Source organism: Microbacterium sp. nov. GSS16 (assembly GCF_028198145.1).
Classification (GTDB): Bacteria; Actinomycetota; Actinomycetes; order Actinomycetales; family Microbacteriaceae; genus Microbacterium.
Window position 1 is genome coordinate 1,426,020 of record NZ_CP116338.1, and the last position, 26,651, is coordinate 1,452,670.

28 protein-coding genes, 2 tRNA genes and 1 other RNA gene are annotated in these 26,651 nt (G+C 69.1%); 20 read left to right on the top strand and 11 right to left on the bottom strand.

What is annotated here, in order from left to right:
- The first annotated feature begins 157 nt into the window (after positions 1–157).
- The 5 genes from PGB26_RS06700 (at position 158) to rplA (ending at position 2,928) form a co-directional block, all read left to right on the top strand.
- Positions 158–230: transfer RNA gene (locus PGB26_RS06700), tRNA-Trp, on the top strand.
- 36 nt (positions 231–266) lie between these two features.
- Positions 267–536, top strand: coding sequence for a preprotein translocase subunit SecE (gene secE, locus PGB26_RS06705; RefSeq protein WP_271639558.1), 270 nt, complete (start codon positions 267–269; stop codon positions 534–536).
- Positions 537–593: 57 nt separating this feature from the next.
- Entirely contained in the window at positions 594–1,595 is a 1,002-nt protein-coding gene (gene nusG, locus PGB26_RS06710) for a transcription termination/antitermination protein NusG (protein WP_271639559.1), read from the top strand.
- A gap of 200 nt (positions 1,596–1,795) precedes the next feature.
- Complete coding sequence (gene rplK / locus PGB26_RS06715; protein WP_071643823.1) at positions 1,796–2,227, top strand: 50S ribosomal protein L11; 432 nt, start codon at positions 1,796–1,798, stop codon at positions 2,225–2,227.
- Positions 2,228–2,238: 11 nt separating this feature from the next.
- The gene (gene rplA, locus PGB26_RS06720; RefSeq protein ID WP_271639560.1) at positions 2,239–2,928 is read left to right on the top strand and encodes a 50S ribosomal protein L1; all 690 of its coding nucleotides are present in this window, start codon (positions 2,239–2,241) and stop codon (positions 2,926–2,928) included.
- A 73-nt stretch (positions 2,929–3,001) separates the two neighbouring features.
- Here rplA and PGB26_RS06725 read toward each other — a convergent pair whose 3' ends face one another.
- Entirely contained in the window at positions 3,002–3,664 is a 663-nt protein-coding gene (locus PGB26_RS06725; RefSeq protein ID WP_271639561.1) for a LysE/ArgO family amino acid transporter, read from the bottom strand.
- A 71-nt stretch (positions 3,665–3,735) separates the two neighbouring features.
- Here PGB26_RS06725 and PGB26_RS06730 point away from each other — a divergent pair, with 71 nt between their 5' ends.
- Positions 3,736–4,620, top strand: coding sequence for a LysR family transcriptional regulator ArgP (locus PGB26_RS06730; protein ID WP_271639562.1), 885 nt, complete (start codon positions 3,736–3,738; stop codon positions 4,618–4,620).
- A gap of 27 nt (positions 4,621–4,647) precedes the next feature.
- On the opposite strand, the gene PGB26_RS06735 is transcribed toward PGB26_RS06730, so the two are convergent.
- The 5 genes from PGB26_RS06735 to PGB26_RS06755 form a co-directional block, all read right to left on the bottom strand.
- A complete protein-coding gene (locus PGB26_RS06735; RefSeq protein ID WP_271639563.1) occupies positions 4,648–5,325 on the bottom strand; it encodes a YqaJ viral recombinase family protein in 678 nt (225 codons plus the stop codon).
- Positions 5,326–5,430: 105 nt separating this feature from the next.
- On the bottom strand, positions 5,431–6,093 hold the full coding sequence (locus tag PGB26_RS06740) for a hypothetical protein (protein WP_271639564.1): 663 nt from the start codon (positions 6,091–6,093) through the stop codon (positions 5,431–5,433).
- A gap of 4 nt (positions 6,094–6,097) precedes the next feature.
- Entirely contained in the window at positions 6,098–6,715 is a 618-nt protein-coding gene (locus tag PGB26_RS06745; RefSeq protein WP_271639565.1) for a hypothetical protein, read from the bottom strand.
- Complete coding sequence (locus tag PGB26_RS06750; protein WP_271639566.1) at positions 6,709–7,836, bottom strand: hypothetical protein; 1,128 nt, start codon at positions 7,834–7,836, stop codon at positions 6,709–6,711. The genes PGB26_RS06745 and PGB26_RS06750 overlap by 7 nt, the downstream gene beginning before the upstream one ends.
- Positions 7,836–8,129, bottom strand: coding sequence for a hypothetical protein (locus PGB26_RS06755; protein ID WP_271639567.1), 294 nt, complete (start codon positions 8,127–8,129; stop codon positions 7,836–7,838). Before PGB26_RS06755 ends, PGB26_RS06750 begins: the two co-directional genes overlap by 1 nt.
- A 330-nt stretch (positions 8,130–8,459) precedes the next feature.
- On the opposite strand from PGB26_RS06755, the gene rplJ reads away from it, so the two are divergent.
- Entirely contained in the window at positions 8,460–8,948 is a 489-nt protein-coding gene (gene rplJ, locus PGB26_RS06760) for a 50S ribosomal protein L10 (protein ID WP_204974405.1), read from the top strand.
- A gap of 52 nt (positions 8,949–9,000) precedes the next feature.
- Complete coding sequence (rplL, locus tag PGB26_RS06765) at positions 9,001–9,384, top strand: 50S ribosomal protein L7/L12 (protein ID WP_204974404.1); 384 nt, start codon at positions 9,001–9,003, stop codon at positions 9,382–9,384.
- 100 nt (positions 9,385–9,484) lie between these two features.
- Here rplL and PGB26_RS06770 read toward each other — a convergent pair whose 3' ends face one another.
- Positions 9,485–10,492, bottom strand: coding sequence for a LacI family DNA-binding transcriptional regulator (locus tag PGB26_RS06770; RefSeq protein WP_271639570.1), 1,008 nt, complete (start codon positions 10,490–10,492; stop codon positions 9,485–9,487).
- 245 nt (positions 10,493–10,737) lie between these two features.
- Here PGB26_RS06770 and PGB26_RS06775 point away from each other — a divergent pair, with 245 nt between their 5' ends.
- From PGB26_RS06775 to PGB26_RS06785, 3 genes are all read left to right on the top strand, one after another.
- Positions 10,738–12,069, top strand: a complete 1,332-nt coding sequence (locus tag PGB26_RS06775; protein WP_271639571.1) for an ABC transporter substrate-binding protein — start codon at positions 10,738–10,740, stop codon at positions 12,067–12,069.
- A gap of 91 nt (positions 12,070–12,160) precedes the next feature.
- The gene (locus tag PGB26_RS06780) at positions 12,161–13,501 is read left to right on the top strand and encodes a carbohydrate ABC transporter permease (protein ID WP_271639572.1); all 1,341 of its coding nucleotides are present in this window, start codon (positions 12,161–12,163) and stop codon (positions 13,499–13,501) included.
- Complete coding sequence (locus tag PGB26_RS06785) at positions 13,501–14,469, top strand: carbohydrate ABC transporter permease (protein ID WP_271639573.1); 969 nt, start codon at positions 13,501–13,503, stop codon at positions 14,467–14,469. Before PGB26_RS06780 ends, PGB26_RS06785 begins: the two co-directional genes overlap by 1 nt.
- A gap of 13 nt (positions 14,470–14,482) precedes the next feature.
- On the opposite strand, the gene PGB26_RS06790 is transcribed toward PGB26_RS06785, so the two are convergent.
- Positions 14,483–14,815: a cupin domain-containing protein gene (locus tag PGB26_RS06790; RefSeq protein ID WP_271639574.1), complete on the bottom strand. Its 333-nt coding sequence runs from the start codon at positions 14,813–14,815 to the stop codon at positions 14,483–14,485.
- Positions 14,816–14,853: 38 nt separating this feature from the next.
- Here PGB26_RS06790 and PGB26_RS06795 point away from each other — a divergent pair, with 38 nt between their 5' ends.
- The 4 genes from PGB26_RS06795 (at position 14,854) to trhO (ending at position 17,206) form a co-directional block, all read left to right on the top strand.
- Positions 14,854–15,519, top strand: coding sequence for a phosphatase PAP2 family protein (locus tag PGB26_RS06795; protein ID WP_271639575.1), 666 nt, complete (start codon positions 14,854–14,856; stop codon positions 15,517–15,519).
- Positions 15,494–16,096 (top strand): GNAT family N-acetyltransferase, encoded by a 603-nt coding sequence (locus PGB26_RS06800; protein ID WP_271639576.1) that lies wholly within the window; start codon positions 15,494–15,496, stop codon positions 16,094–16,096. Before PGB26_RS06795 ends, PGB26_RS06800 begins: the two co-directional genes overlap by 26 nt.
- A gap of 61 nt (positions 16,097–16,157) precedes the next feature.
- Positions 16,158–16,245: transfer RNA gene (locus PGB26_RS06805), tRNA-Ser, on the top strand.
- Positions 16,246–16,303: 58 nt separating this feature from the next.
- Positions 16,304–17,206, top strand: coding sequence for an oxygen-dependent tRNA uridine(34) hydroxylase TrhO (gene trhO, locus PGB26_RS06810; RefSeq protein ID WP_271639577.1), 903 nt, complete (start codon positions 16,304–16,306; stop codon positions 17,204–17,206).
- Between the two features lie 5 nt (positions 17,207–17,211).
- On the opposite strand, the gene PGB26_RS06815 is transcribed toward trhO, so the two are convergent.
- From PGB26_RS06815 to PGB26_RS06825, 3 genes are read right to left on the bottom strand one after another with little or no spacing between them, the layout of a single operon-like run.
- Positions 17,212–19,413: a transglutaminase TgpA family protein gene (locus PGB26_RS06815; protein ID WP_271639578.1), complete on the bottom strand. Its 2,202-nt coding sequence runs from the start codon at positions 19,411–19,413 to the stop codon at positions 17,212–17,214.
- Positions 19,406–20,590 carry a DUF58 domain-containing protein gene (locus PGB26_RS06820; RefSeq protein ID WP_271639579.1) on the bottom strand — a complete coding sequence of 395 codons (1,185 nt, stop codon included), beginning with the start codon at positions 20,588–20,590 and terminating at the stop codon, positions 19,406–19,408. Before PGB26_RS06820 ends, PGB26_RS06815 begins: the two co-directional genes overlap by 8 nt.
- Before the next feature lie 7 nt (positions 20,591–20,597).
- The gene (locus PGB26_RS06825) at positions 20,598–21,572 is read right to left on the bottom strand and encodes an AAA family ATPase (protein WP_271639580.1); all 975 of its coding nucleotides are present in this window, start codon (positions 21,570–21,572) and stop codon (positions 20,598–20,600) included.
- Between the two features lie 169 nt (positions 21,573–21,741).
- On the opposite strand from PGB26_RS06825, the gene ffs reads away from it, so the two are divergent.
- The 5 genes from ffs to PGB26_RS06850 all read left to right on the top strand — a co-directional run bounded on the left by ffs (position 21,742) and on the right by PGB26_RS06850 (position 26,647).
- Positions 21,742–21,838: signal recognition particle sRNA small type (ffs, locus tag PGB26_RS06830), an RNA gene on the top strand.
- Between the two features lie 80 nt (positions 21,839–21,918).
- Positions 21,919–22,536: a rhomboid family intramembrane serine protease gene (locus PGB26_RS06835; protein ID WP_271639581.1), complete on the top strand. Its 618-nt coding sequence runs from the start codon at positions 21,919–21,921 to the stop codon at positions 22,534–22,536.
- Complete coding sequence (locus PGB26_RS06840) at positions 22,533–23,180, top strand: hypothetical protein (protein WP_271639582.1); 648 nt, start codon at positions 22,533–22,535, stop codon at positions 23,178–23,180. Before PGB26_RS06835 ends, PGB26_RS06840 begins: the two co-directional genes overlap by 4 nt.
- Positions 23,181–23,279: 99 nt before the next feature.
- Positions 23,280–25,385 (top strand): phosphate acetyltransferase, encoded by a 2,106-nt coding sequence (gene pta, locus PGB26_RS06845; RefSeq protein WP_271639583.1) that lies wholly within the window; start codon positions 23,280–23,282, stop codon positions 25,383–25,385.
- The gene (locus PGB26_RS06850) at positions 25,382–26,647 is read left to right on the top strand and encodes an acetate/propionate family kinase (protein ID WP_271639584.1); all 1,266 of its coding nucleotides are present in this window, start codon (positions 25,382–25,384) and stop codon (positions 26,645–26,647) included. Before pta ends, PGB26_RS06850 begins: the two co-directional genes overlap by 4 nt.
- The last annotated feature ends 4 nt before the right edge of the window (positions 26,648–26,651 follow it).

The window sequence follows — 26,651 nt, forward strand, 5'->3', positions numbered from 1 at the left end:
TGCATCCAGTCTGCCCGACGCTCGCGACTCACGCGGGCGTCGAGGCCGGTTCGGCCGACGGTTCCGGATGCCGTACACTTGAGGGGCAGTTGTCTGCATCCTTCACCGTGCCCCAGGGTCGCGGCGGGGAGGCGGACCCAGAGGCCGACCGGTCTCTAGGGCGGTAGCTCAATTGGCAGAGCAGCGGTCTCCAAAACCGCAGGTTGCAGGTTCGATTCCTGTCCGCCCTGCGCGTCAGCGCATGCTGGCTCACGAAAGGTACGTGCATGGACCAGGACGACGTTCGCGGCGACATCGCCGCCTCGGGCACCTACGCCCTGCGCGACAGCAAGCTCGGCTTCTTCGGACGCATCGCCCTGTTCTTCCGCCAGGTCATCAGCGAACTTCGCAAGGTCGTCACGCCGACCCGCAAGGAACTCGCCAAGTTCACCACCGTGGTGTTCGTCTTCGTGCTGATCGTCATGGGACTGGTCTACGGACTCGACTGGGTCTTCGGAACGGGAGCGCACTACGTCTTCGGAGTTCCGCTGAGCTGATCAACCCACTTCGACGGCCCCGTCCACGGGCCATCGCAGCGATTGGAAAGAAGCAGAGTGTCTGACAAGTATTCCGACGACGCCGACTGGGCGACCGCCGCTGAGCAGTCCAGCGAAGAGGACGAGGCCCAGGAGGGCAACGTCCTCGCCGAACAGGAGCAGTCGTCCTCGGCGGCCGAGCACACCGCTCTGCACATCGAGGGTGAGAACGGCGCGGAGTACGACGACACCGACGACATCGAGATCCAAGACCCGGAGGCGGACGCGATCGTGAACGACGCTCTGAACCTGGACGAAGCGGCTGAGTCTGAAGCAGCCGCCGAGGTCCTCAACGACGCTGTGGCGGAGGAGTCCGCCGAGGCCGAGTCGGCTGCCGCCGACGAGGTCACTCCGTACGACGGAACCGAGGTCGACGAGGCTGACAGCGCCGTCGAGGAGGACCCGTACGAGGCGTTCCGCATGGACCTGCGGATGCTGCCGGGCAAGTGGTACGTCATCCACTCCTACGCCGGCTTCGAGCGCAAGGTGAAGGCCAACATCGAACAGCGCAAGTCGACGCTCGAGGTCGAGGACGACATCTACCAGATCGAGGTCCCGATGGAGGACGTCGTCGAGATCAAGAACGGCCAGCGGAAGATGGTCAACCGCGTGCGCATCCCCGGCTACGTGCTGGTGCGCATGGAGCTCAACGAGGACACCTGGTCGGTCGTGCGCCACACGCCGGGTGTGACCGGCTTCGTGGGCAACGCCCACAACCCCACCCCGCTGCGCTTCGAAGAAGCGTTCAACATGCTGAAGTCGCTTGTCGAGGTGAAGGACGTCCCCACCGCGAAGTCCATCGCAGCCAAGGGCGGCGTCGCCGTCGCCCGTCCGATGGCGGCCGAGGTCGACTTCGAGGTCGGCGAAACCATCACCATCAAGGAGGGCTCGTTCGCGGGTCTTCCCGGAACGATCAGCGAGATCAACGCCGCCAGCGGCAAGCTCACCGTCCTCGTCTCGCTCTTCGAGCGCGAGACCCCGGTGGAGCTGTCGTTCGAGCAGGTCACCAAGATGCTCTGACATCTTCGAATGGGCCGCTGAGCCCGTCGAGCAGAGCGCCCCGCCGGCTGGTCCGGCGGGGCGCTCTGCGTACGGTAGAATGTTGTGGTTTGTGCACTTCTTCGACGGGCTCCTGAGCCTGTCGAGGGACACCGCGCCCCGGAGATGCCGGGGAAGCGGGAGAGGGATGCCCTGGGCATCCGCTCGATGAAAGGAAAATCATGGCACCCAAGAAGAAGGTGACCGGCCTGATCAAGCTTCAGATCAACGCCGGTGCAGCCAACCCGGCGCCGCCGATCGGCCCCGCGCTCGGTCAGCACGGCGTGAACATCATGGAGTTCTGCAAGGCGTACAACGCCGCGACCGAGTCGCAGCGCGGCAACGTCATCCCCGTGGAGATCACCGTCTACGAGGACCGCAGCTTCACGTTCGTCCTGAAGACCCCGCCGGCAGCCGAGCTGATCAAGAAGGCCGCAGGCGTGGCGAAGGCCTCGGCCACCCCGCACACCGTCAAGGTCGGCAAGATCACCAAGGACCAGGTCCGTCAGATCGCCGAGCAGAAGCAGGCCGACCTGAACGCGAACGACATCGACGCCGCATCGAAGATCATCGAGGGCACTGCGCGCTCGATGGGCATCACGGTCGAGGGCTGAGGGAGATAACAATGGCTACCAAGTCCAAGGCATACCAGGCGGCACTCGCGAAGATCGAGGAAGACCGCTTCTACACCCCGACCGAGGCCGTCGCCCTCGCGAAGGAGACCGGGTCGGCGAAGTTCGACTCGACCGTCGAGGTCGCGCTGAAGCTCGCGGTCGACCCCCGCAAGGCAGACCAGATGGTGCGCGGCACCGTCATGCTCCCGCACGGCACCGGCAAGACCGCCCGCGTCATCGTGTTCGCGAACGGTGCAGCCGCTGAGGCCGCCATCGCCGCAGGCGCAGACGAGGTCGGCGGCGCCGAGCTCATCGAGAAGGTCGCCGGCGGCTGGACCGACTTCGACGCCGCGGTCTCGACCCCTGAGCTCATGGGCCAGGTCGGTCGTCTGGGTAAGGTGCTCGGCCCCCGCGGCCTGATGCCGAACCCCAAGACCGGCACCGTGACCCCCAACCCGGCCAAGGCCGTCGAGGAGATCAAGGGCGGAAAGATCGAGTTCCGCGTCGACAAGCACGCCAACGTGCACTTCATCGTCGGCAAGGCATCGTTCACCGCTGAGCAGCTGAACGAGAACATCGGCGCAGCGCTCGAGGAGATCGTCCGCCTCAAGCCGTCGAGCTCGAAGGGCCGCTACATCCAGAAGGGTGCCGTGTCGACCACGTTCGGCCCCGGCATCCCGCTGGACGTCAACGCCATCTGACGCTGATCGGGCGGGCCGCTGAGCCCGCCGACGCAAGACCCTCGCCGGTTCTCCGGCGGGGGTCTTCCGCGTCTCAGCCGGTGAAGACGGGCAGCACCAGCAGGATGCCCATGAGCACGAGCAGCGCGGCGATCACCGTGTCGAGCATCCGCCATGCGCGGGGCGTGCGCAGCCAGCTGCCCAGGTGCCTGGCGCCGAACCCGAGGGCGAAGAACCACGTGACGCTGCCCAGGATCGCCCCGGCGGCGAAGAGCCACCGCGCTTCGCCATGCGTCGCGGCGATCGACCCGATGAGCAGCACGGTGTCGAGGTAGACGTTCGGGTTGAGGAACGTGAAGGCGAGGGTCGCGATGAGCACCGGCGCCAGACGGGTGCGGGTCGCGGTCGGGGTGCCGCCGCCGGCCGCGGAGGGCGATCCGGATGCTGGTGGCGCGTCCGCCACCAGGGCCTCGCCCTCTGCTCGCCATGCGCGCCGCGCGGCGAGGACGCCGTACACGACGAGCGACAGCCCGCCCAGCCAGCGGGCGGCGACGATGAGCCAGGGCAGCTCCGCGATCAGGAAGCCGAGTCCCGCGGTGCCCACCAGAACCAGCGCCGCATCGGATGCCGCGCAGATGAGCACCACCGGGAGGACGTGCTCACGACGAAGCCCCTGGCGCAGGACGAACACGTTCTGCGCGCCGACGGCGATGATCAGGGAGTACATCAGGCCGAGGCCGGCGACGAAGGTGAGCACGAGTCAAAGCTAGGGCGCCGGAGTGGATCAGAGCCAGCGAAGATGGCTGCACGAGCATTAGCATCACTTATGTGAAGATCGATGCCCAGCTGGCAGCCACCGTCGCCATGGTGGTCGACGAGGGAAGTTTCGAGGCCGCCGCGCGGCGGATGCACCTCACGCAGTCCGCGATCAGCCAGCGCATCAAGTCGATCGAACAGCAGATCGGCAGAACCGTGGTGGTGCGCTCGCGTCCGGTCCGCGCGACCGAGGCGGGTGAGGCGCTCGTGCGGCTGGCCAGGCAGGTCGCGCTGCTCGAGCACGACGCCGTGACGGCGTTCGGCCTCGGTGACGCCGCGCCCGACTCGCCTCGGGTGCGCATCCCGCTGGCCGTGAACGCCGACTCCATGGCGACGTGGTTCCTCGCTCCGCTCGCACGCGTGGCGCGCCGGCATCCGATCGACGTCGATCTGCACCGCGACGACCAGGACTACACGGCCCGCATGCTCGAGTCAGGTGAGGTGATGGCGGCCGTCACGAGCGAAGCCGAGCCGGTGGGCGGCAGCGCAGTCACGCCGCTCGGCGTGCTCGAGTACCGTGCGATGGCGACCGCCGCCTACATCGAGGACTGGTTCGCGGATGGCGTCACCGCCGAGACGCTGGCTCGCGCGCCGTTCGTCGACTTCGACCGGCGCGACACCCTGCAGCAGGGGTGGCTGCGGGCGAGAGAGGTGGATCCGTGGCAGGTGCCGAGACACTACGTGCCGGCGTCGCACGACTTCTCCGAGGCGGTTCGGCTCGGACTCGGCTGGGGGCTGATCCCCGCGCCGCACGTGACCGACGGGCTTGTCGAGCTGGGCGAGCCGCGCATCCGGGTGCCGCTGTACTGGCAGCAGTGGAACCTGCGCTCCCCGCTGCTCGACGCGATCGCCGCGGAGGTGGCGGCAGAGGCCGCCCTGGTGCTCGCTCCGCTCTGAGCGGCGCGGACAGCGTCAGCGCCGCGGTCACTCCGAGAGGGCCAGAGCGCGGAACATGTCGCGCTCGCGAAGCGCCGAGCGGCGGCTCGGAGCAAGCGGCGCGCGGGTCGGCGGCGCCTGACCCGTGGTGCGACGGTAGAGCTCGTCGATCAAGCGCGTCGCAAGGGCGATGAGCTGACCGATCTCCTTCTCGTCGCGGTCGATCCACACGGAGCGCGGCTCGTCGTGGATCGGATTGAAGTCGTCATGCTCCTCCCACACGAACAGCGTGCGCTCGGCGCCGAGCACGTGCTGCTGCCACCAGACCTGCCGCAGGTAGGTGCGGGGGATGGTCCGCCACGACTTGTTCGTGGTCTTGATCTCGGCGAGCAGCACGCGCCCGTCGCCGTCCACGCAGATGCCGTCCGGCGTCGCAAGGTGGCGCTTCTCGATCTCCGCGTGGAACAGGGCCGACGAGGGCAGGATGCCGTGGGTCGCCGCCACCCACGCCGCGATCTCCGGTTCCCGACGGCGTCCGTGATCGGTGTACGCGTTGCCGCCGAACCGAGGGCCGGCGCCGAGCTTGGCATCCGCAGCGCGCGCGATCGACGCCTCCCCGGAGAGACCGGCCACGTCGGTGGCGGTGATCCCGCGGGCCCGCGCGCGAAGCCAGGCGACCCGGTCGCGAGAATCCGCGAGCATGCGCGCTTGGAGTTCGGGAGTCACCTTACGAGAGTACCCGCGGCGCGGTGGTCCGTCGGGCCCCACACGCCGTGCACGCCAGCCGGCCCGATCGCGAGGAGGACGCGGACGACACCGAATCGCGACGCGTCAGCGCAATGCGGTGTCGCGCACGGTGCGCCATACTCGGTCGGCCTCGGCGCGGCCGCTGATCAGCCGGATGCTGCCGGAGAACAGCACGACGGACGAGACGAACCCGATGACCGCCCAGAGTCCGTACATCACGACGTTGGCTGAGGGCGCCGCGACGGTCTCGAAGAACGCGTAGGTCGCGTACGCCCCGAACAGTGCCGCGCACGAGGCGGCGGCGATGCGGACGAAGGCGCCAGGCCGGAACATGAGAAGTCGTGTGTGCAGCCAGCCGGCCCACGACGGCGCGAGCCGGCCGGAGCGGTAAGGGCCCGCCAGCCACGCCGCGAGCGATCGGACGAGCCGACGACCGGAGAGGCCCAGTGCGATCAGCATCCACAGGCTCAGGCCGAGCACGGCGAGAAGAGCGAGACCGGTGACGCCGGCGAACGCGCTGACCACCGGCGACCTGTCGCCGCTGAAGGCGTCGATGACGGCACTCGAGCCCGACGCGCCGACGACAGAGCCGACGAACGCGAGCAGCCCGAACCCGATGCGGGACCAGCGCAGGTAGTCGGCTCCCAGCACCTCCACGGCGCGCTGGGCCCTGGAACGCTCTCCCGCAGCCTCTGGCTCGGGGCTCAGATAGGGGCGGGACTCTGCGCGGATGAGGTGGAACGCCATGGCCCTATTCTGTCGCCTCGGGTTCAGGCGGGGTCTGCCCAGGGGGCAGCAGCAGCGTGGTGTCGAGCGCGTACGCCACCCGGATCAGCAGATCCTGATGACGGTGAGGATCGGAGGTCATCCCGGTCACCAGAGCGATGCCGCGATCGCCGGGGAGCGACAGCTCTCCCACTGCGACGATGCCCTGCGTCGGCGTGCCGACGGTGCCGAAGGCGATCAGCCCGGTGCGCCCGTCGGATGCCGTGAACGACGTGCTCGAGCCTGCCGCACCCAGCTTGGCCACGGCCAGATAGGCGAGCGAGCGATCGGCATCGCGCACGACGTCCTCCGCGGCGCGCACGACCTGAGTCGACAGGAACCATACGGCGGGACGGTCGCCCACGTCGAGGTGCATGCCTGCGAAGTCGAACGACGAACCCGAGAACATGGCCACGCCGCGGTGAAACCCGGCGGTGAGAGCGTCGCGTGCCTCCTCCGTCAGCCACCCTTCTCCGGATGCGAGGTAGCGCTGCCACCACTGCGCCGGCGTCTGATCGCCGAACGCCCGCAGCTCGATCCAACCCTGTGGGAGGCGCTGCCATACGACATCGTGCTCGGGGGCACTGGTGTGCGTCGTCACCATCGCTCCTCATCCGTGCGCGGTCCTTCGCCCGCAACCAGGTTCCTTCCGCGTTCGACGAGATTCGTCCATGGGCCGCTGATGCTCTCGAGGAAGTCCTTGCCACCGGAGTACATGTCGTTCGCGGTCGTCGCCGCCCAGTAGGTGTTGCCGGCGAGCGCGCCCGTGCTGATGGACAGCGACGCGACCGTCACCACGCCGCCGGTCATAGCCCCGCCCCCGGCCGTGGCGAGGCCAGGTCCGATCGTGGGAATGTTGATCCGCAGCACACTGGCGCCGTTCCCGAGCACACCGCTCAGGCCCGACGCGGCGAATCCCAGTGCCAGTCCGGCCACCCCGACGGCGAAATCGCCCCAGGTGCCGCGGCCCGTCAGGGCCTGCAGGCCGTCGATGACGACCAGGGCGACGGAGATGCCCAGCGCGATCGGCGCGAGCGCGGGGAACACGAACGACAGCAGGCTGATGATCGGCAGCGCAGCTCGGAGGATGTCCTCGAGAATCGGGACGACGTACTCCATGAACTTGTCGGCGAGATCCACCGCGTCGTCCCAGGTGTTGGAGAACCAGTTGCCCGCATACTGGCCGATCTCGTCGCGTGCGGATTCGAGCAGGCGCGCGATCTCTGCGGCGCGCTGCGACACAGCCTCCTGCAGGCGGCGGGCTTCCGCGAGGATCGACGCCAGATCGCCCTGGGCCAGCGAGAGGGCACGCTCGGCGTCGCGGACGGCGTCCGGATCCGGCGTGGCGCCGTCGGCGCTGGAGTCGGCGTCCTCACGGGCGCCTTCGCTCCGGTTCACCGCAGCGCGCGCCTCGGCGGCGTCGTCTTCCAGGACCCGCGCCCGGCGCTGGAACTCGGCCAGCTCGCTCACCCAGGTCGACAGCGTCGTGTGGGACGAGCGCAAGGCGCGTCCTGAGTCGACGAGCCGGGGACGGAACTCCTCGGACTGGTTCGCACGGAACGCGTCGGCGGCGAGACCGGTCCACGTCGTCTCATCCGCGCCATCCAGCACAGTGAGCGCATCGTCCACGCCATCGGCGCCGGAGCTGAGATTGTCGACGAAGCCTTCGAGCAGAGACAGATCCCCGGGGGCCGGGTCGAATCCGAGTGCGGGGAACGCGCTCATCACCGCTTCCCCTCATCCATGTTGGCCGCGACCTCCGCGTCGAAGCTGCGGAACGCCTCGAGAACCGAGCTGAGCCCCCCGTGCGCGTCTTCCGAGAAGCGGGCGAGTTTGTCGAGCCCGCCGCCCCACGCATCGTGCAGCTCGTGCAGTCGCTCGCGCAGCTCATCCTGCGGCACAGCGCCGCTCGACGCCGAGCCGAGTGCGCTCGTGGCTCCGTCGAGCATCGATCGCATGCTCTTGTAGGCGCGGATGCTGGCTTCCATGGCGGTGTAATCCAGGCTGACGTCTGCCACGATGTGTCCTCTCTCGGCCCGTGCCCCTCGCGGGTGCGTGTCGCCTGTTCACGCTAGCGAAGGCGATCGGACCCGTCGATGGGGAGAACTGCCCGCGTGCACCGATTTGGGGGAGATGCGCGGATGCCGTAGAGTGAGTCATAACCGAAGACCGCCGGTCATCGTCGTGTGCGAACGTGACGATCGAAGCACTGCTCAGCAGGGGCCCGCGCAGGTGTGCGAATACTTCTCGAAGCTCCGTGCGCTTGCGCCGGGGCTTTTCTCATGTCGTGGGGCGGTCGAGGTCGACGTCCCGCATCCGCGTGGCGTCCGTACACGTAAGGAGTGACCATGGCGCAGAAGGATGCAACGGTTGCCGAGCTCACGAAGTCTTTCGAGAACTCGAACGCCGTCCTGCTGACCGAGTACCGCGGTCTGACGGTTGCCCAGCTCAAGGAGCTGCGCGGCAACATCCGTCAGGACGCGGAGTACGCCGTGGTGAAGAACACGCTGACCAAGATCGCCGCGAACAACGCGGGGATCACGTCGCTCGACGAGGACCTCAAGGGTCCCTCGGCTGTGGCGTTCGTGCACGGTGACTTCGTCGCCACTGCCAAGGCTCTGCGTGACTTCGCCAAGGCCAACCCGCTTCTCGTGATCAAGGGCGGCGTCTTCGAGGGCAAGGCCCTCGACGCCGACGAGGTCAACAAGTACGCCTCGCTCGAGAGCCGTGAGGTTCTGCTGGCGAAGGCAGCGGGCATGATGAAGGCGACGATGGGCAAGGCTGCCGCCACCATCGACGCGCTTCGCGAAAAGCTGGAGACCGCAGAGGCCGCGTGAGCGTCCGGCGATCTCCCCACCCAAACCACACCTTTATCTAGGAGAAAACATCATGGCGAAGCTTTCCACTGAGGAGCTGCTGGAGCAGTTCGCAGGCCTCACCCTCGTCGAGCTCAGCGATTTCGTGAAGGCGTTCGAGGAGAAGTTCGACGTCACCGCGGCCGCTCCGGTCGCCGTTGCCGGCGCAGCCGGTGGCGCTGGCGCTGCTGAGGCCGAGGAGGAGAAGGACTCGTTCGACGTCATCCTCGAGGCTGCCGGCGACAAGAAGATCCAGGTCATCAAGACCGTCCGTGAGCTCACCTCGCTGGGCCTCGGCGAGGCCAAGGCCGTCGTCGACGGTGCTCCGAAGGCCGTCCTCGAGGGCGCCAACAAGGAGACCGCCGAGAAGGCGAAGGAGGCCCTGGAGGCCGCCGGCGCCACGGTCACCCTCAAGTAATCACGCCTCACCGCGTACAGAAGGCCCTCGGCTCGCGCCGGGGGCCTTCCTGCATGCCGGCGAGCAGCACCTGCCGCCGCCGGCCCGCGCCGACGCCGGGTCAGGGGCGCGGCACCGCGGTCGACGAGCGCACGACAAGGTCCGACGGCACGGCGAGCTGCTCGGCCGGCGCGTCGGGGGCATCCATCCTGCGCAGCAGCAGCTCGACCGCGGCGAGCCCCTGCATCCGGGGCTGCTGTCGCACAGTCGTCAGCGAGAACATCTCGGCGTGCGCGTGGTCGTCGATGCCTACCACGCTCAGTTCCGCCGGCACAGAGAGCCCGAGACGTCTGGCGGCGATGATGCCGCCGATCGCGGCTTCATCGCACACCGCGACGAACGCGGTCGGGCGGCTCTGGCGGTCGCCCAGCATGCGCACGCCCGCTTCGTAGCCGCCAGGCGTCGTCGAGTCGCCGGGCGCGTGCCGCACGGCCGACTGCAGCGATGCGGCGGTCATGGCCGCCCGGTAGCCGCGCAGGCGCCGCTCGTCGCCGTAGGCGTGGTCTGCGGCATCCACACGGCCGCCGAGGAACGCGATGTCGCGGTGTCCGAGGTCGATGAGGTGCTCCGTCGCGATGCGCGCGGCGGCCTCGTCGTCGATCGAGACCGAGCTGTTCTCCTCGTGATAGGCCCCGACGCTCACCAGCGGCGACCCGACCCGCACCAGCCGCGACAGCTCGTGGGTGCTCGGCTGGATGCCCACGGCGATGATCCCGTCGAGTCGGCGGCGGGGGAGCACATCCGAGAAGAGGCGCGCGCGCTCGTCCGAGCCGTCCCGTGTTCCGTAGAGCACCAGGTCCTGCCCGGCATCCAGCAGCCCCTCCTGGATGCCCGAGAGCAGCTCCGCGAAGAACCAGCGGTCCAGGGCAGGCATGATCACGCCGACCGACAGCGACCGCCCGGTGGCGAGAGTGGTCGCCGAGGAGTGGGCGACGTAGTGCAGCTCGCGCGCGGCATCCCGCACCCGCTCACGCGTACCGGCCGAGACGTATCCGCCGCCGCTCAGCGCACGGCTGGCCGTGGCCTTGGACACGCCGGCTCGTGCGGCGACGTCGGCGATCGTGCTCATGGGGCTCCTCGAGTCGGCCACGTCAGAATACCGGCGGCCGGGCATAGAAGGAACCGGTTCCACGCGCTATGCTTTGGGAGCGCTCCCAAACGAGTGATCACGTCTGCACAACGGTTCTGTCATCAGCTCAGCGTGGCATTGTGCCGGGGCGCTCAGGGCAAGTAGGTTGTCCTGGAATCGGTTCCTCAACGCTGCGGGCTCTCCGCCGACCGAGGGCCGGAACACCCTGGAAGAGGAGAAAACACATGGCTCTGTCACAGCGATACCGCCTGCTTGCTCCCCTCGCCCTGGTCGGCGCGACCGCACTTGCGCTGACCGGATGCGCGGAGGCTTCATCGGGAGGCGGCGACGACGGCAACGTGGAAGGCAAGACGGTCCGCATCTCCGGTGGCATCACCGGAACCGAGGCCGACGACCTCAACGAGAGCTTCGCAGCCTTCGAGAAGGACACCGGGATCAAGGTCGAGTACACCGGCGACAAGAGCTTCGAGGGCAACATCGTCACCAAGGTGGCCGGTGGCGACGCACCCGACATCGCCATCGTCCCGCAGCCGGGCCTGCTCAAGACCCTCGTCGAGACCGGCAAGGTCGCCGAGGCGCCCGAGAGCGTCTCGAAGGCCGTGGACGAGAACTGGTCGAAGGACTGGAAGGCCTACGGCACGTTCGACGACACGTTCTACGCGGCGCCGATGCTCGCGAATCTGAAGGGCTACATCTGGTACTCGCCCGCGAAGTTCAAGGAGTGGGGCGTCGAGATCCCCAAGACCTGGGACGAGCTGATCGCCCTCACCGACACCATCAAGGAGAAGTCGGGACAGGCGCCCTGGTGTGCCGGATTCGCCTCGGGTGAAGCCTCCGGCTGGCCTGGCACCGACTGGATCGAGGACCTCGTCCTTCGTCAGTCCGGTCCTGAGGTCTACGACGACTGGGTGGCGGGAGATGTGAAGTTCACCGACCCGGAGATCAAGGAGGCGTTCGACGCCGTCGGCTCGATCATCCTCAACCCCGACTACGTGAACGCCGGCTTCGGTGAGGTCAAGAGCATCAACTCGACCGCGTTCGCCGACGTCGCGGCCAAGGTCGCCGACGGCAGCTGCGCGCTGACGCACCAGGCCTCGTTCCTCTCGGCCAACTTCCTCGATGTGAAGAACGCCGCCGGTGAGACCCCCGAGGTCGGCCCGGAGGGCGACGTCTACGCCTTCATCACCCCCGGCATCACCGAGGGCGAGCTGCAGGTCGAGGGTGGCGGCGAGTTCGTCGCGGCCTTCAACGACGACGCCGCGACGGTGAAGGTGCTCGAGTTCATGGCATCGCCCGAGTTCGCTGACGCACGCGTCGAGCTGGGCGGCGTGATCTCGGCGAACAAGAACGCCGACGCGAGCCTCGCGAGCAGCGAGTTCCTTCAGGAGGCCATGGGCATCCTGCAGGATGACTCCACCGTCTTCCGCTTCGACGCGTCCGACCTCATGCCGTCGACGGTCGGCTCGGGCTCGTTCTGGAAGGGCATGGTCGACTGGGTGGACGGCAAGGACACCGAGCAGGTGCTGAGCGACATCCAGGCAGGTTACGAGAACTAGTCGGTCGCGCCGGTCTGAGCGCAAGTCCGCTGGTCGAAGCGGGGTCGGGCAGCGATGCCCGACCCCGCATCCTTACTCAGAAGGGGATCCCATGTCACTGCTGACAGTCGACGACAAAGACACGGCGGAGCTGCCGAAGACCACGCATGGGGTGGATGCCAAGGGGCGTCGACTCACGCGGATCGCGGTCGTCGCAGGTTTCGTCGCCATCGCCGCGGTGCTGTTCCTGCTCATCATCTCGGCACCGGTCGAAGACCCGGCCCGCATCGCCCTCGGCCCGGTCTCGCTGAACAACTTCTTCCTCTGGCTGGGCGGACTGCACCCGCTCGTCCAGATCCCCGCGGTGCTGCTCGTCTTCGGGCTCGTCGTGGGCATCGTGCTCGTGCTGATCGAGTTCGCGCCGCGTCCCGGCAAGGGGTACTTCATCATGCGGCTGGTGGCGTGCCTCGTCATCCCCGTGCTGGCGCTGCTGCTGCTGCGCCCCTACTCGAACGCGGTGCTCTACGTCGTCGCGATCGCGCTGCTCTCGGGCGCCCTGCTGTTCTTCGCCGACTACCGTTCGCGCCAGGGCGCGGGCTACCTCTTCCAGCTCGTCCTGTTCATGGCCCCCGCGGCGATCATGCTGCTGCTCGGCCTGATCTACCCCGCGATCGCGACCTTCGTGAAGTCGTTCTTCGACAAGAGGGGCGAGGAGTTCGTGGGGCTCGAGAACTACATCTGGGTGTTCACCAACCCGGTCGGAACGTGGTCGGTGATCAACACCCTGATCTGGGCGCTTCTGGCCCCCACGATCTCGGTGGCCTTCGGACTCGCCTACGCGGTCTTCATCGACCGCGCCCGCGGTGAGAAGGTGCTGAAGGTCCTGGTCTTCATGCCGGTCGCCATCTCGTTCGTCGGCGCGGGCATCATCTGGAAGTTCATGTACGACTACCGGCAGGGCGACCAGCTCGGCCTGCTGAACGCGATCGTCACGATGTTCGGCGGCGACCCGGTGAACTGGCTGGCCGTCGAGCCGCTGATCAACACGTTCATGCTGCTGATCGTGTTCATCTGGACGCAGACCGGCTTTGCGATGGTGATCCTCTCGGCCGCGATCAAGGCCGTCCCTGCCGAGCAGCTCGAGGCCGCCGAGCTCGACGGCACGAACGCCTGGCAGCGGTTCTGGAACGTCACCGTTCCCGGCATCCGCTCCTCGCTGATCGTCGTGCTCACGACGATCACGATCATGTCGCTGAAGGTCTACGACATCGTCGCCGTCATGACCGGCGGTCGTGACAACACCACCGTGCTCGGCTTCGAGATGGTCAACCAGCAGCAGCGCTTCCAGAGCTACGGGCACTCGTCGGCACTCGCCGTGGTGCTGTTCATCTTCGTGCTGCCCCTGATCATCTACAACGCCCGGTCGCTGACCAAGCAGAGGGAGATCCGCTGATGACCGTCACAGAAGCCGTCGTCCGCGACACGCGCACCAAGCGGCAGGTCGCCCGCGACACTCGCCGCAACGAGGCGATCGCCCATAAGAAGCTGACGTCGAAGGGCGCCACGATCGCCGCGGTGATCATCGCGGTGTTCTGGACCATCCCGACCTTCGGTCTCTTCGTCACCTCGTTCCGCCCTGGCGCCGACACCCAGTCCACCGGGTGGTGGACCGCCTTCACCAACCCCGAGTTCACGCTCGAGAACTACGCGGAGGCGCTCACGGCCGGCGGCACGTCGACCACGCTCGCCACGGCGTTCATCAACTCGCTGGCGATCACCATCCCCGCGACCGTGTTCCCGATCGTGATCGCCGCGCTCGCGGCCTATGCGTTCGCCTGGATCGACTTCAAGGGCCGCAACCTGCTGTTCGTGTTCGTCTTCGCGCTGCAGATCGTGCCGTTGCAGATGGCCCTCGTGCCGCTGCTGAGCCTGTTCTCGGAGGGGCTCACCATCAACGACGTGATGGTCTTCCCCGGGCTCACGCTCAACGACGTCGAGTTCAGCTTCGCTCGCGTGTGGATCGCGCACGCGATCTTCGCTCTGCCGCTCGCGACGTTCATGCTGCACAACTTCATCGCCGAGATCCCGGGTGACATCGTCGAGGCCGCACGCGTCGACGGGGCGGGTCACGGACAGGTGTTCTTCCGGATCATCCTGCCCCTGGCGATGCCCGCCGTCGCCTCGTTCGGCATCTTCCAGTTCCTCTGGGTGTGGAACGACCTGCTGGTCGCGACGATCTTCGCGTCGCCCGGCGCGCTGCCGATCACCCAGGCGCTGAACTCGCTGTCCGGCACCTGGGGCAACCGCTGGTTCCTGCAGTCGGCCGGAACGTTCATCTCGATCATCGTGCCGCTGATCGTGTTCTTCGCCCTGCAGCGGTTCTTCGTGCGCGGCCTGCTGGCCGGCGCGACGAAGGGCTGATCGCCAGGCGGTCTCAGCCGAGCAGCACCAGCAGGACGTGCGACGGCTGCTCGGCCTCGAGCTCGTGCAGCACCCCGGCGGTGACGGTGATCGTACCGCCGGGGGAGAGCACGTGCTCCGTCTCCGCCACCCGGAACCGGATGGCACCCGCGACGACCTGCACGAGGATCGGCACGGGCGCGCGATGCTCGCGCATGGTCGTGCCGGCGTCCATCGTCAGCATCCGGATCTTGAACCCGTCGCCGTCGAGCACGCGGTGCGGGCGCACCCGGCCGGGTTCGACGGCATGCGCGTGGACGAGATCGGCGGCCGAACCGCCGAGAAGCATGAAGGGATCGGCGCTCATAGCCGAAGATTAGCGCGCTCTCGGGGCAGAATGGGCTGATGAGAAGACGAACGCTGCTGATCGCCGGAAGCGCGACACTCACCCTGGCCGCGCTTCTCGGAGTGCTCGTCGTTCTGCTTCCTCGAGGTGCGACCATCGGGCTCGACGTGTTCTGGAACGACCTCATGTCGCAGGTGCGTCAGGAGTGGATGCTGTCGGCCGCCTATCTGCTGAACTGGATCGGTGGGGGATGGGTGGCCATCATGCTCGTGCCGCTGCTGGTCGTGCTGCTGCTCGTGCTGCTGCGCCGATGGCGGGGAGCGGTCTTCGCGGCGATCGCGTTCGTGGTGAGTGCCGGGCTCACTCAGCTGCTCAAGGAGATCTTCGCCAGAGCGCGCCCGGACGACATGCTGGTCACTTCGGACTTCGGATCATTCCCCTCCGGGCATACCTCCAACGCCGCGACCATCGCCATGGTCCTCTGGCTCGTCTTCCCGCGCGTGTGGGTGGCGATCGTGGGAGCGGCGTGGGTCGTGGCGATGGCGCTCTCGCGCACGCTCCTGGCCGTGCACTGGATCACAGACACCCTCGGCGGAGCCCTGGTCGGTGCGTCCGCCGCGCTGCTCGTGGGGGCGTTCGTGCTGAGCTGGGCGTCGCTAGGCTGGACGCCGACCACAGCACCCATGACGAGGAGCCACCGTGACGAGGATCCGTCCGTACCGTGATGCCGATCGCGACGCGCTCTACGACATCTGCGTGAAGACGGCGGATGCCGGGGGCGACGCGACCGGCATCTTCGCCGACGACCGCCTGTGGGGCGATGTCTTCGCCGTGCCGTACGTGGTGCGGCATCCGGACCTCGCCTGGGTCGTCGAGTCGGCCGACGGCCGCACCGTCGGGTACATCGTCGCGACCGACGACACGGATGCGTTCGAGCGGTGGTTCCGTGAGGAGTGGTGGCCGTCGAGGCAGGGCTCGTACCCGCTCTCGGGTGCCGCCGAGCCCACCCGGGAGGACGGGATCATCGGCTACGCCAGCCGTCGCGCCCCCGGCAACGAGAAGCACGCAGCGGAGTACCCTGCCCACCTCCACATCGACCTGCTGCCCGAGACGCAGGGTCAGGGGCTCGGACGCCGGCTGATCGAGACCCTCTTCGCCGAGCTGAAGAACCGGGGAGTGCCCGGGCTGCACCTCGGCATGAACCCCGCCAACACGGGGGCCGGCGCCTTCTATGAGCGTCTCGGCATGCACAGGCTGGAGTCGGCCTCCGACACCACCATGTACGGCGTGCGCTTCGACTGATCGGTTCCACGCTGGTCCGAAGCGGCGCGCGCGATCGGATAGGATGGACAGGTTGTTTCCTGGTGACGTGTCCGAGCGGCCGAAGGAGCACGCTTGGAAAGCGTGTGTTGTGCAAGCAACCGCGGGTTCGAATCCCGCCGTCACCGCCAGAGCCCCGAGGGTCCGCACGAAGTGCGGGCCGTCGGGGCTTTTCCGTAGAATCTCCTGGTGCCCACTCCGAAGATCGTGCTGTTCTACGCGTTCGCGCCCCTGGCGGACCCGCAGGCGATCCGCCTCTGGCAGCGCGACCTCTGCGAGTCTCTCGCGCTGCGCGGACGCATCATCATCTCCGAGCACGGCATAAACGGCACTCTGGGGGGCGATCTGCCCGCGGTGAAGAAATGGGTTCGCCGCTTCCGCGAGCATCCGGCGTTCGCCGACGCCGACGTCAAGTGGAGCGAGGGCACGGCGATCGACGCCGACGGCTTCAGCACCGACTTCCCCAAGCTGAGCGTGAAGGTGCGCGGCGAGATCGTCTCGTTCGGCGCACCCGACGAGCTGCGGGTCGATCAGCGCGGAGTGGTGGGCGGCGGTGCCAGACTCGACCCCGAGCAGCTGCACGCGCTGGTCGCCGAGCGCGGCGACGAGGTCGTCTTCTTCGACGGTCGCAACGCGCTCGAGGCCGAGATCGGCAGGTTCAGGAACGCGGTCGTGCCCGACACCGACACCACTCGCGACTTCGTCCGCCTGCTCGACGAGGGAGCCTACGACGACCTCAAGGGCAGACCGGTCGTCACCTACTGCACCGGCGGGATCCGCTGCGAGGTGCTGTCGAGCCTGATGGTCTCGCGCGGTTTCGGCGAGGTGTATCAGCTCGACGGCGGCATCGTCCGCTATGGCGAGAGGTTCGGCGACGATGGCCTGTGGGAGGGTTCGCTCTACGTCTTCGACAAGCGCGGATCCGTCGACTTCAGCGACCACGCCGCCGTCATCGGCACGTGCGCCGGGTGCGGCGCGGCGACCAGCCGCACCGCGAACTGCCCGGACAGGTCGTGTCGTCGCCAGTTCGTCGTCTGCGCCGACTGCGACGCCGTGCCGTGTGCGGAGCACGCGCCGGCGTTCATCTCCTGACCCGTTCACCGTCGCAGCAGAGATGCGGGCAGCAGCCGGGCGAGCAGTCGGCGCCGTCCGCCGACGCTGACCTCCAGGTCGCCGATCACCCGGCGCAGCGACGCATCGAGCTCCCCGCCCGCGGGGGCGCCCTCGGCGTAGCTGCGGCGCTCGACGGCAGCCACCAGGTCGCTGAGCGCGGCAGCGTCCACGCCGCGCGACGCGACGAGGGACTGCGCGCGGACGCGCGCGGTCTCGGCCGCATGCAGCGGCAGCCGCAGATCGGCCATGGTGTCGGCGACCTCCCGCCACGCCGCGATGGCGTCGCCTGCCGCCGCCGCGCGCATCCGCCGCATCCGGCGCAGCGCGCGAGCGATGCCCGGCAGCAGCAGCACCATCAGGATGCCGGCGACGATCAGCAGCACCGGCGTCGGGTCGAGCTGCCGCAGCGCACCGTCGGCGCCGGCCCCGGGGTCTTCGTCGCTCCGGTCGGGCCCGCCCGTGGGGGCGACCGACGGCGCCGCCGTCGGTGCGGCGGACGCGGTCGGCACCTCCGCGTCGCCGTCACCGCCCGCTGCGGCCCCGGGGACGAAGTCGGTCGGCGTCCCGAGCGTCGCGGTCGGCTCGAACGGCACCCAGCCGATGCCGCGGAAGTGCACCTCGGGCCACGAGTGCAGCTTGTCGCTCGTGACGGAGTACACGCGCTGCTCGCCCCGTTTCTCATCGGTCGCTGTTCCCGGCAGGTAGCCGACGACGATGCGCACGGGCATGTCGAGCGTCTGCGCCATCAGGGCGAAGGCGCCGGCGAAGTGGATGCAGTACCCGCTGCGCACGTCGAGGAAGGTCGCCACGGCATCGGCGCCCGTGCCGTCGAAGCCGTCTTCGACGGGGGCGTCGAGGGAGTACTCGAACTCCGAGCGGAACCAGCTCTGCAGAGCGAGCAGCCGGTCGTAATCGGTGTCGGCGCCGCTCGTGACCTCTCGTGCGAGCTCGCCGATGCTCTCGGGGAGATCGTCGGCGGGCATCGAGACGAGCTCTGTGCCGCCGGCGGAACTGGCCCGGATCTGCTCGAGGCTCGGTGCGGGGGTGGCCATCTGCACGGTGTAGTCGGCGCCTGCGGCATCCTGCGTCGCGCTGATCACGGTGCGGTTCAGCGGCATCGCCTGCCATCCGCGCGGCAGTCCGCTGATCTCTTCGGCGGCGTATGGCACGGGCAGCCGTGAGCTCGAGATCCCGACGACCCGGATCGAGACCTCATGCTCGACCGTCTCTATGTCATCGGTCCACGGGCGCGCGCCGAAACCGTCTTCCACGGGGTTCCGGTCGGAGCGGTCAGGACGCCACACCTCGCCGTCGAACCTCGACAGTGTCGCCAGTCGCAGGTACGGCGGCGCCGCGGCCGAGGTGACGATCGTCAGCGCCCTGGACTCATTCGGGCGACGCAGATCGTCGCCCAGGCGCAGATCGGCGTTCACCGTCGACACCTGCCCGTTCCCGCCGGCGGCGACGCTCAGCGGCAGAGCGGGGGAGACGAGAAGGGTGGCTGCGATCGCCGCTGCGCCGATGAGCCCGGCGGCGACGAACGGCGAGTGGCGGGTCCCGCCGCGATCGTGACGGGCGCCGAAGCGCAGCACGACCAGGATCATGACCGCCTGCACCACGAACCACACCGAATCGACCGAGCCGAAGGTCACCAGCGAGGGCACCGTGCCGACGATCGATGTGAACAGCGCGGTGAGCACGACCAGCCGGTGCGCCAGCAGGTGGTCGACGAGCAGGGCGACCAGGGCGAACGCCAGGCCCATCGCCGTGGCCATAGAGACCGTCGAGTCGATCGGGGCGACGCCGTTCGCTATCTCGTCCACCGCGCGCTGCAGGCGCAGCCCGGTCAGTTCGACGCTCGCGGCGGTGGGCACGATCCCGAACTCGGCCGCCTCGCTCGCCAGCAGGCTGGTGAGCACCAGGGCGAGCGCGATCAGCTGCAGCAGCAGAGCAGTCAGAGACCGGATGCCCTCGCGCAGTCTTCGGAACAGGAGCCTTCCCACCATCCCAGACGCGGCGGTCGCGGCGATGGTCATCACGACCGCGAACGTCCACGCTCCCGGGGCGATCACCCCGGTGTACGGCCACATCGCGACGAGGGTGGACACCGCGGCGAGCACGCCGGGCCCGGCGATCCCCGGCCGGGCGATCGCGGGTGCGGGTGGCGTGTCGGTGGGCTCAGCCACGGGGCGCCTTCACTCGGGGCATGGCGGCCTCCCACGCATCCGCCGGGTCCGCCGACGCGTGCAGCGCGGCGACGTTCCAGCCCCGGTCGGCGGCGACGGTCACGGCCTCGGGACGCGCGCCCGCGGCTATCAGCATCGGCGCCGAGGCGCCCGCGGTGCTCAGGTGCGCCGCGTCCTCCGCATCGATGATCCCGGTGATCAGCACCAGAGGGCCCGGTGGCGTGCCGCCCACGATGGCGCGCAGATCCCGTGCCTCGCCCCGCGGCGTCACGGTCGCCAACGCCACCATCAGACCGTCGCGGTCGTCCTCGTGGCCTCGCAGAGCGCCCAGCAGCGACCCCGCGCTGTCGAAGACGTCGACGCTGTAGCCGTCCTGCACGAAGCGCAGCGCGACCGATGCGCACAGCGATACCGCCGCCTCGAAGTCCGGATCGACCGCATCGCCGCGGTGCGTCCAGCGCGACGCCGCGCGGTCGAGCACCACGACGGCATCCGGACTCGCCTCTTCCTCCTCCTGGCGCACCATCAGCGTTCCGCGGTGCGCGGTGGCACGCCAGTGGATGCGCCGCCGGGAATCGCCCGAGAGGTACGCGCGCGGAATCAAGTTGTCGGCTCCCTGCCCCAGCCGCGTCGAGCGGGTCTGCGCGGCGCCGCCCGCGGCTCCGACCTTGGTCGGCAGCGGGGCGAGCGCGAGCACCTGCGGCACGACCGTGATCATCCGCGTGTCGCCGAAAGCCTGCACGCGCTGCGCGAGACCGAACGGATCGACAGTGCGCAGCAGCAGCGGGCCGAGGGTCGCCGTGCCCCGGCGCACCCCCTCGAGCTCGTAGTGCAGCAGCCGCGTCTCGCCGGGATACTCGCCGGATGCATCGCCGCGCACGGCCTCGGGGAGCGTGTCGGCCCAGCGCCCGTGCGGGATGCCGGGAGCGTACAGCTCGAAGCGCACGGTGACCTTCGACGTCTCGCCCACGGCGAGCAGATCGGTGGAGATCTGCCGCCACACCTCGCCGCGCCGCCGCGGTGTGCGCACGACGGCCAGCGCGATGAGCGGCAGCACGATGAGCAGCACGCCGACGTACAGCAGGGCGCGGGCGGCGAGCACGCTCGCGGCGATGCACAGCATCACCCCCAGCAGCAGGCACGCTGCTCCTCGCGCGGTGAGCGGACGGGTGCGCATGGGGTGCTCAGACGCGTGCGGCGAACGGCACCGGCACCCGCGACACGATCTGGCGCAGAGCCGCCTCGACCGGCTGCGCACCCGCGCGGTGCACTCCGCGCGCGGCCAGCAGGCGGTGCGCGAAGACGGGGATCACCAGGTCGGCCAGATCGTCGGGCACGACGTATTCGCGGCCGTCGAGTGCGGCCACGACCTTGGCGGCACGCACCAGCTGCAGGGTCGCCCTGGGGCTCGCCCCCAGATGCAGACTCGGATCCTGCCGCGTGGCCTGCGCCAGCGCGACGGCGTACTCCTCGAGCGACTCGGCGACGTGCACGCGGCGCGCCCAGGCGATCAGCCCGCGCACCGTCGCGGCGTCCGCGACGGGGGCGATCGCCGAGAGCGGGTTGGCGGTGTCGCGCTGGCGCAGCATGAGCGTCTCGGCCGCGGCATCCGGATACCCCATCGAGATGCGCATCATGAACCGGTCGCGCTGCGCCTCGGGCAGCGGGTAGGTGCCCTCCATCTCGAGCGGGTTCTGCGTGGCCACCACGAGGAAAGGGTTCGGCAGCGGATGAGTGGCACCGTCGACGGTGACCTGATGCTCCTCCATCGCCTCGAGCAGCGCCGACTGGGTCTTCGGTGAGGCGCGGTTGATCTCGTCGGCGATGACGATGTGCGCGAAGATCGCCCCGCGCTTGAACTCGAACTCCCGCTCCACCGGGTCGTACACCGCCACGCCGGTGACGTCGCCGGGCAGCAGGTCGGGGGTGAACTGGATGCGGCGCACGGTCGCGTCCACGCTGGCGGCCAGTGCGCGCGCGAGCATCGTCTTGCCCACGCCCGGCACGTCCTCGATGAGCAGATGCCCCTCGGCCAGCAGGCAGACGAGAGCGTTGCGCACGGCATCCGCCTTGCCGTCGATGACCGACGAGACCGAGGCGACGATGCGCGATGTGTGCTGGGTGAACTGCTCAGCAGTCAGCGATGCGTTCTCGTGCATGCGGGCCCTCTCGTGCGCGGCGGTGCGTGTGATGATCGTAACGCCGTCCGAGGGTGCGGACGCAGCCTCGGAGCGCGCATGCCCGGTCGCGCGACGATCGTGCATCGATGCGAGCCTAGGCATGAGGCCGTGCTGTCCGAGCATCGGCCGACGTTCGGGTAGACTGATGGACGGCTCTCCGCGTGACGGCATCCAGGCCAATTCCCCCAGGACGGAAACGTAGCAAGGGCAACCGGGCTCTGTCGGGTGCGCGGAGAGTCTTCTCTTTCCTCGAGCGATGCCCTGGGGGCGTCGGCTTCGGCCGGATCCTCGGCTCTCTCACCGGATGCCCTGCGAGGATCGACCTGTGACCGCTCCCGCCGCTCCCGCCCCGCGCCCCTCTTCAGCTGGTCGCTTTCTCGCGCCGGCGGCGCTGCTCGCGGTGATGTGGGCGATCCAGCTGCTCGATGCCGTGCTGCCGGGGTCGTTCACCGGATGGGGACTGCGCTCCTGGGATCCCGCGAGTCTTCCCGGGCTCGTCCTCGGTCCGCTGCTGCACGCCGGCTGGGCGCATCTGATCAGCAATTCGCTGCCGCTGCTCGTTCTCGGCTGTCTGGTGGCGGTGGAGGGCGCGAGACGCTTCTGGGCCGTGACGGGGATCATCGCCGTGGTGGGCGGGGCGGGCACCTGGCTGCTCAACGCCCCGGGCACGCTCACCGTCGGCGCATCCGTGCTCGTGTTCGGATACTTCGGATACACCGTGCTGCGCGTATTCGCCCCCGGCCGTGTGTCGCACCGCATCGCCTACGCCGCGATAGCACTCATCGTCATCGTGCTGTACGGCACCACGGTGCTCACCGGCATCTTCGGCGCCGGTGCAGGGGTGTCGTGGCAGGCGCACCTGTTCGGGGCTGTCGGCGGCGGCATCGCCGCGCTGGCCGCGCGACGCCCCGCGCGCGCCCCGCGCCCCCGCGTGCGATCGTGAGCGCTCGCCGCGGCCGCCGGGCGGCCGGGTCGAGGGCGCGGGCACGGCGTCGGCAGCGGATCAGGGTCGCCGCGGTCACCGCCGCAGTCGCGCTCGTGGCATCCGGGGTGCTGGCCCTGATCGCCCTCATCACCGCACCCCGCGCCGAGGGCTACTGCCTCGATCAGCCGGAGGCGTACCCCGCCTTCGGAGTGAACGGATGGCGCGGCGAGCAGCTCGAGAACGCCGCGACGGTCGTGCGCACGGCGCGCGAGCTCGGGTTCGCACGCGACGGTCAGATCGTCGGCGTGATGGCGGCGATGGGCGAGAGCTCGCTGCGCAACCTCGATCACGGCGACTGGGAGACCTCGGGGGTCGTCAACCCCGACGGCAGCCGCACGACGAGCATCGGACTGTTCCAGCAGCAGGAGTGGTGGGGAAGCGTCGCCGAGCGGATGGATCCGGTCACCGCCTCGTCGATGTTCTTCACGCGCCTGAGACGCGTGCCCGACTGGCAGAGCCTCGAGCCGTCGAGGGCCATCAACCGGGTGCAGATCAACTCCGACCCCGAGCACTACGCCCGATTCGCAGACGACGCGGCCGCCGTGGTGGATGCGCTGTCCGGGCCGTGCCCTTCGACAGGCTCAGGGGCCCAGACGGGCTGAGGGACGCAGACGGGCTCAGGGGCCCAGACGGGCTGAGGGCCCTTCGACAGGCTCAGGGACCCAGGTGGGCTCAGGGCCGGGGGTCACTAGGCTGGTCACGTGGCACGCAGCATCTACATCACGTCTGCCGAAGGACACACGGGCAAGTCGACGATCGCGCTCGGCGTGCTCGACGCGGTGATGCGCGTCTCGCCGCGCGTCGGCGTCTTCCGCCCGATCATCCGCTCAGCCGAGGAGCGCGACGCCGTGCTCGAGCTGCTGCTGGCGCATGACGGCGTGCACCTCGAGCACGACGACTGCGTCGGCGTCACCTACGACGATGTGCGCCACGACCCCGACGCCGCTCTCGGCACGATCGTCGCCCGCTTCAAGGCCGTCGAAGCGCAGTGCGACGCGGTCATCGTCGTCGGCAGCGACTACACCGACGTGGCAGGACCGGCCGAACTCGGCTACAACGCCAGGATCGCCGCCAACCTCGGCGTCCCGGTGATGCTCGTGCTCTCGGGTCGCGACAGCCAGAACCAGGCCGAGCAGCTGGGCACCACCACCGCCCGCACGCCCGCTCAGGTGCAGCAGCTCGCCGCTCTCGCGATCGCCGAGCTCACCGCCGAGCGCGCCGAGCTGTTCGCCCTCGTCGTCAACCGCGCCGAGCCCGACCAGCTCGCCGAGATCATCGATCTGGTCGAAGACGCCCGCACACCGGTATGGGCCATTCCCGAGGAGCGCTCACTGGTCGCGCCGTCGATGCGGGGGATCATGCACGCCGTCGACGGGCGGCTCGTGCGCGGCGGTGACGATCTGCTCGAGCGCGAGGCGTACAGCATCGTGATCGCCGGGATGTCGATGGTCAACGTGCTGCCGCGCCTGACCGAGGGATCGGTGGTCGTGATCGCAGCCGACCGCAGCGAGACGCTGCTCGCCACGGTGCTCGCCGCGGCCTCCGGCACGTTCCCCGACCTCGCCGGCATCGTGCTGAACGGGCCGTTCGAGCTGCCCGAGCAGATCCTGCAGCTCATCGACGGATTCGAGCTGCTCGTGCCGATCATCGCAACCGACCTCGGCACCTTCGACACGGCGGTGCGCATCATGGGCTCACGCGGCCGGATGAGCCCCGAGTCCGCGCAGCGCTACCAGACGGCGCTCGAGCTGTTCCAGAAGCACGTCGACATCTCGGAGCTGACCGACCAGATGGGGCTCGCCGAGTCGACGGTCGTCACCCCGCTGATGTTCCAGTACGGGCTGATCGAGCGGGCGCGCAGCGAGCGCAAGCGGATCGTCCTCCCCGAGGGATCCGACGACCGGATTCTGCGGGCTGCATCCATCCTCCTCGCGCGTGAGGTGGCCGATCTCACCATCCTCGGCGACGAGGCGAGCATCCGCGCCCGCGCGGGAGCGCTCGGACTCGACATCTCGGCCGCGCAGGTGCTCAGCCCGACCGACCCGACGCTCGTGCAGCGCTTCGCCGAAGAGTACGCGCGCCTGCGCGCGCACAAGGGCGTCACGCAGCAGCAGGCCGCAGACACCGTCACCGACGTGTCGTACTTCGGAACCATGATGGTGCACCTCGGACTCGCCGACGGGATGGTCTCAGGAGCGGCTCACACCACGGCGCACACCATCCGTCCCTCCTTCGAGATCATCAAGACCAAGCCCGGTGTCGAGGTCGTCTCGAGCGTCTTCCTGATGGCGCTCGCCGACCGGGTGCTCGTGTACGGCGACTGCGCGGTGATCCCGGATCCCACGAGCGCCCAGCTGGCGGACATCGCGATCTCGTCCGCGGCGACCGCGCGGCGCTTCGGCATAGATCCGCGTGTCGCGATGCTGTCGTACTCGACGGGCGAGTCCGGCTCGGGCGCCGACGTCGAGAAGGTGCGCGCGGCGACCGCGCTGGTGCGCGAGCGCGAGCCCTCGCTGCCGGTCGAAGGTCCCATCCAGTACGACGCCGCCGCCGATGCGGCCGTGGCCAAGGCCAAGCTGCCGGGCTCGGAGGTCGCCGGACGCGCCACGGTGTTCATCTTCCCCGACCTCAACACCGGCAACAACACGTACAAGGCTGTGCAGCGCTCAGCCGGCGCCGTCGCGATCGGCCCGGTGCTGCAGGGCCTCAACAAGCCGATCAACGATCTGTCGCGCGGCGCTCTCGTCGACGACATCGTGAACACGGTCGCGATCACGGCGATCCAGGCGCAGGGAGATCGGGCATGAGCACTGCCGCCGCACGCGCAGCACGGGACGGGGCGTCCCGGGGATCCGTGCTCGTCATCAACAGCGGCTCCTCATCGCTGAAGTACAGCCTCATCGATCCGTCTCGCGAGGTCGAGCTGGGCAGTGGACTCATCGAGCGCATCGGTCAGGACGCGGGCATCGTCAGCCATACGGCGCGCGTCGTCGCCGAACCAGGTGAGCCGGTCCCGACGATCCTCGACGTGCGCCATTCGGAGGAGCGGCCCATCGCGGATCATCACGAGGCGTTCGCCGTCATGCTCGCCCAGTTCGCCGAGCACGGGCCAGACCTCGCAGACCACCCGCCGATGGCGGTCGGCCATCGTGTCGTGCACGGGGGAGCGCGGTTCTTCGAGCCGACGGTGATCACCTCGCTCGTCGAGATCAACATCGAAGACCTCAGCGTCCTCGCGCCGCTGCACAACCAGGCGAACCTGGCCGGTATCAGGGCCGCGCGCGCGGCGTTCCGCGACGTGCCCCACGTGGCGGTGTTCGACACCGCGTTCCACCAGACCCTCTCTCCCGCGGCGTACACCTACGCGCTCGATGCAGCCGTCGCGCGCGAGCACCGCATCCGCCGGTACGGGTTCCACGGCACCAGCCACAAGTACGTCTCCGAGGCCGCCGCGTCGTTCCTCGGGCGCGACCTCGCGCGGCTGCGTCAGATCGTGCTCCACCTCGGCAACGGGGCATCCATGACGGCCGTCGACGGCGGCCGCTCGGTCGAGACCTCGATGGGCTTCACCCCGCTCGAGGGCCTTGTGATGGGCACCCGCACGGGCGACATCGACCCGGCAGCGCTGTTCCACCTGTCCCGCCGGGCCGGACTCGACACGGACGAGCTGGACGAGCTGCTCAACAAGCGCAGCGGCCTGCTGGGTCTCGCCGGACGCAGCGACATGCGCGACATCCTCGCCGGACGCGCGGCAGGCGAGGAAGCGGCGACGCTGGCCTACGACGTGTACGTGCACCGCCTGCGCGCCTACCTGGGCGCGTACGTCGCGCAGCTGGGCGGGGTCGATGTCATCGTCTTCACCGCCGGCGTCGGCGAGAACGCCGTCGACGTGCGTGCCGACGCGCTGGCCACGTTCGGATTCCTCGGCGTGAAGCTCGACGCGGAGCGCAACGGGACCCGCGGACGCGGCATCCGTCGCATCTCCTCGGACGACTCGGCAGTGGAGGTGCTCGTCGTCCCCACCGATGAGGAGCTCGAGATCGCCCGCCAGACCCTGGCCGTCATCTGAGGCC

Coding starts and splice junctions, on each gene's coding strand:
- secE (WP_271639558.1), top strand. CDS start 267: ATGGACCAGGACGACGTTCGCGGCGACATCGCCGCCTCGGGCACCTAC.
- rplK (WP_071643823.1), top strand. CDS start 1,796: ATGGCACCCAAGAAGAAGGTGACCGGCCTGATCAAGCTTCAGATCAAC.
- rplA (WP_271639560.1), top strand. CDS start 2,239: ATGGCTACCAAGTCCAAGGCATACCAGGCGGCACTCGCGAAGATCGAG.
- PGB26_RS06740 (WP_271639564.1), bottom strand. CDS start 6,093: ATGGCGTTCCACCTCATCCGCGCAGAGTCCCGCCCCTATCTGAGCCCC.
- PGB26_RS06745 (WP_271639565.1), bottom strand. CDS start 6,715: ATGGTGACGACGCACACCAGTGCCCCCGAGCACGATGTCGTATGGCAG.
- PGB26_RS06750 (WP_271639566.1), bottom strand. CDS start 7,836: ATGAGCGCGTTCCCCGCACTCGGATTCGACCCGGCCCCCGGGGATCTG.
- rplJ (WP_204974405.1), top strand. CDS start 8,460: ATGGCGCAGAAGGATGCAACGGTTGCCGAGCTCACGAAGTCTTTCGAG.
- rplL (WP_204974404.1), top strand. CDS start 9,001: ATGGCGAAGCTTTCCACTGAGGAGCTGCTGGAGCAGTTCGCAGGCCTC.
- PGB26_RS06770 (WP_271639570.1), bottom strand. CDS start 10,492: ATGAGCACGATCGCCGACGTCGCCGCACGAGCCGGCGTGTCCAAGGCC.
- PGB26_RS06775 (WP_271639571.1), top strand. CDS start 10,738: ATGGCTCTGTCACAGCGATACCGCCTGCTTGCTCCCCTCGCCCTGGTC.
- PGB26_RS06780 (WP_271639572.1), top strand. CDS start 12,161: ATGTCACTGCTGACAGTCGACGACAAAGACACGGCGGAGCTGCCGAAG.
- PGB26_RS06785 (WP_271639573.1), top strand. CDS start 13,501: ATGACCGTCACAGAAGCCGTCGTCCGCGACACGCGCACCAAGCGGCAG.
- PGB26_RS06790 (WP_271639574.1), bottom strand. CDS start 14,815: ATGAGCGCCGATCCCTTCATGCTTCTCGGCGGTTCGGCCGCCGATCTC.
- PGB26_RS06795 (WP_271639575.1), top strand. CDS start 14,854: ATGAGAAGACGAACGCTGCTGATCGCCGGAAGCGCGACACTCACCCTG.
- PGB26_RS06820 (WP_271639579.1), bottom strand. CDS start 20,590: ATGCGCACCCGTCCGCTCACCGCGCGAGGAGCAGCGTGCCTGCTGCTG.
- PGB26_RS06825 (WP_271639580.1), bottom strand. CDS start 21,572: ATGCACGAGAACGCATCGCTGACTGCTGAGCAGTTCACCCAGCACACA.
- PGB26_RS06850 (WP_271639584.1), top strand. CDS start 25,382: ATGAGCACTGCCGCCGCACGCGCAGCACGGGACGGGGCGTCCCGGGGA.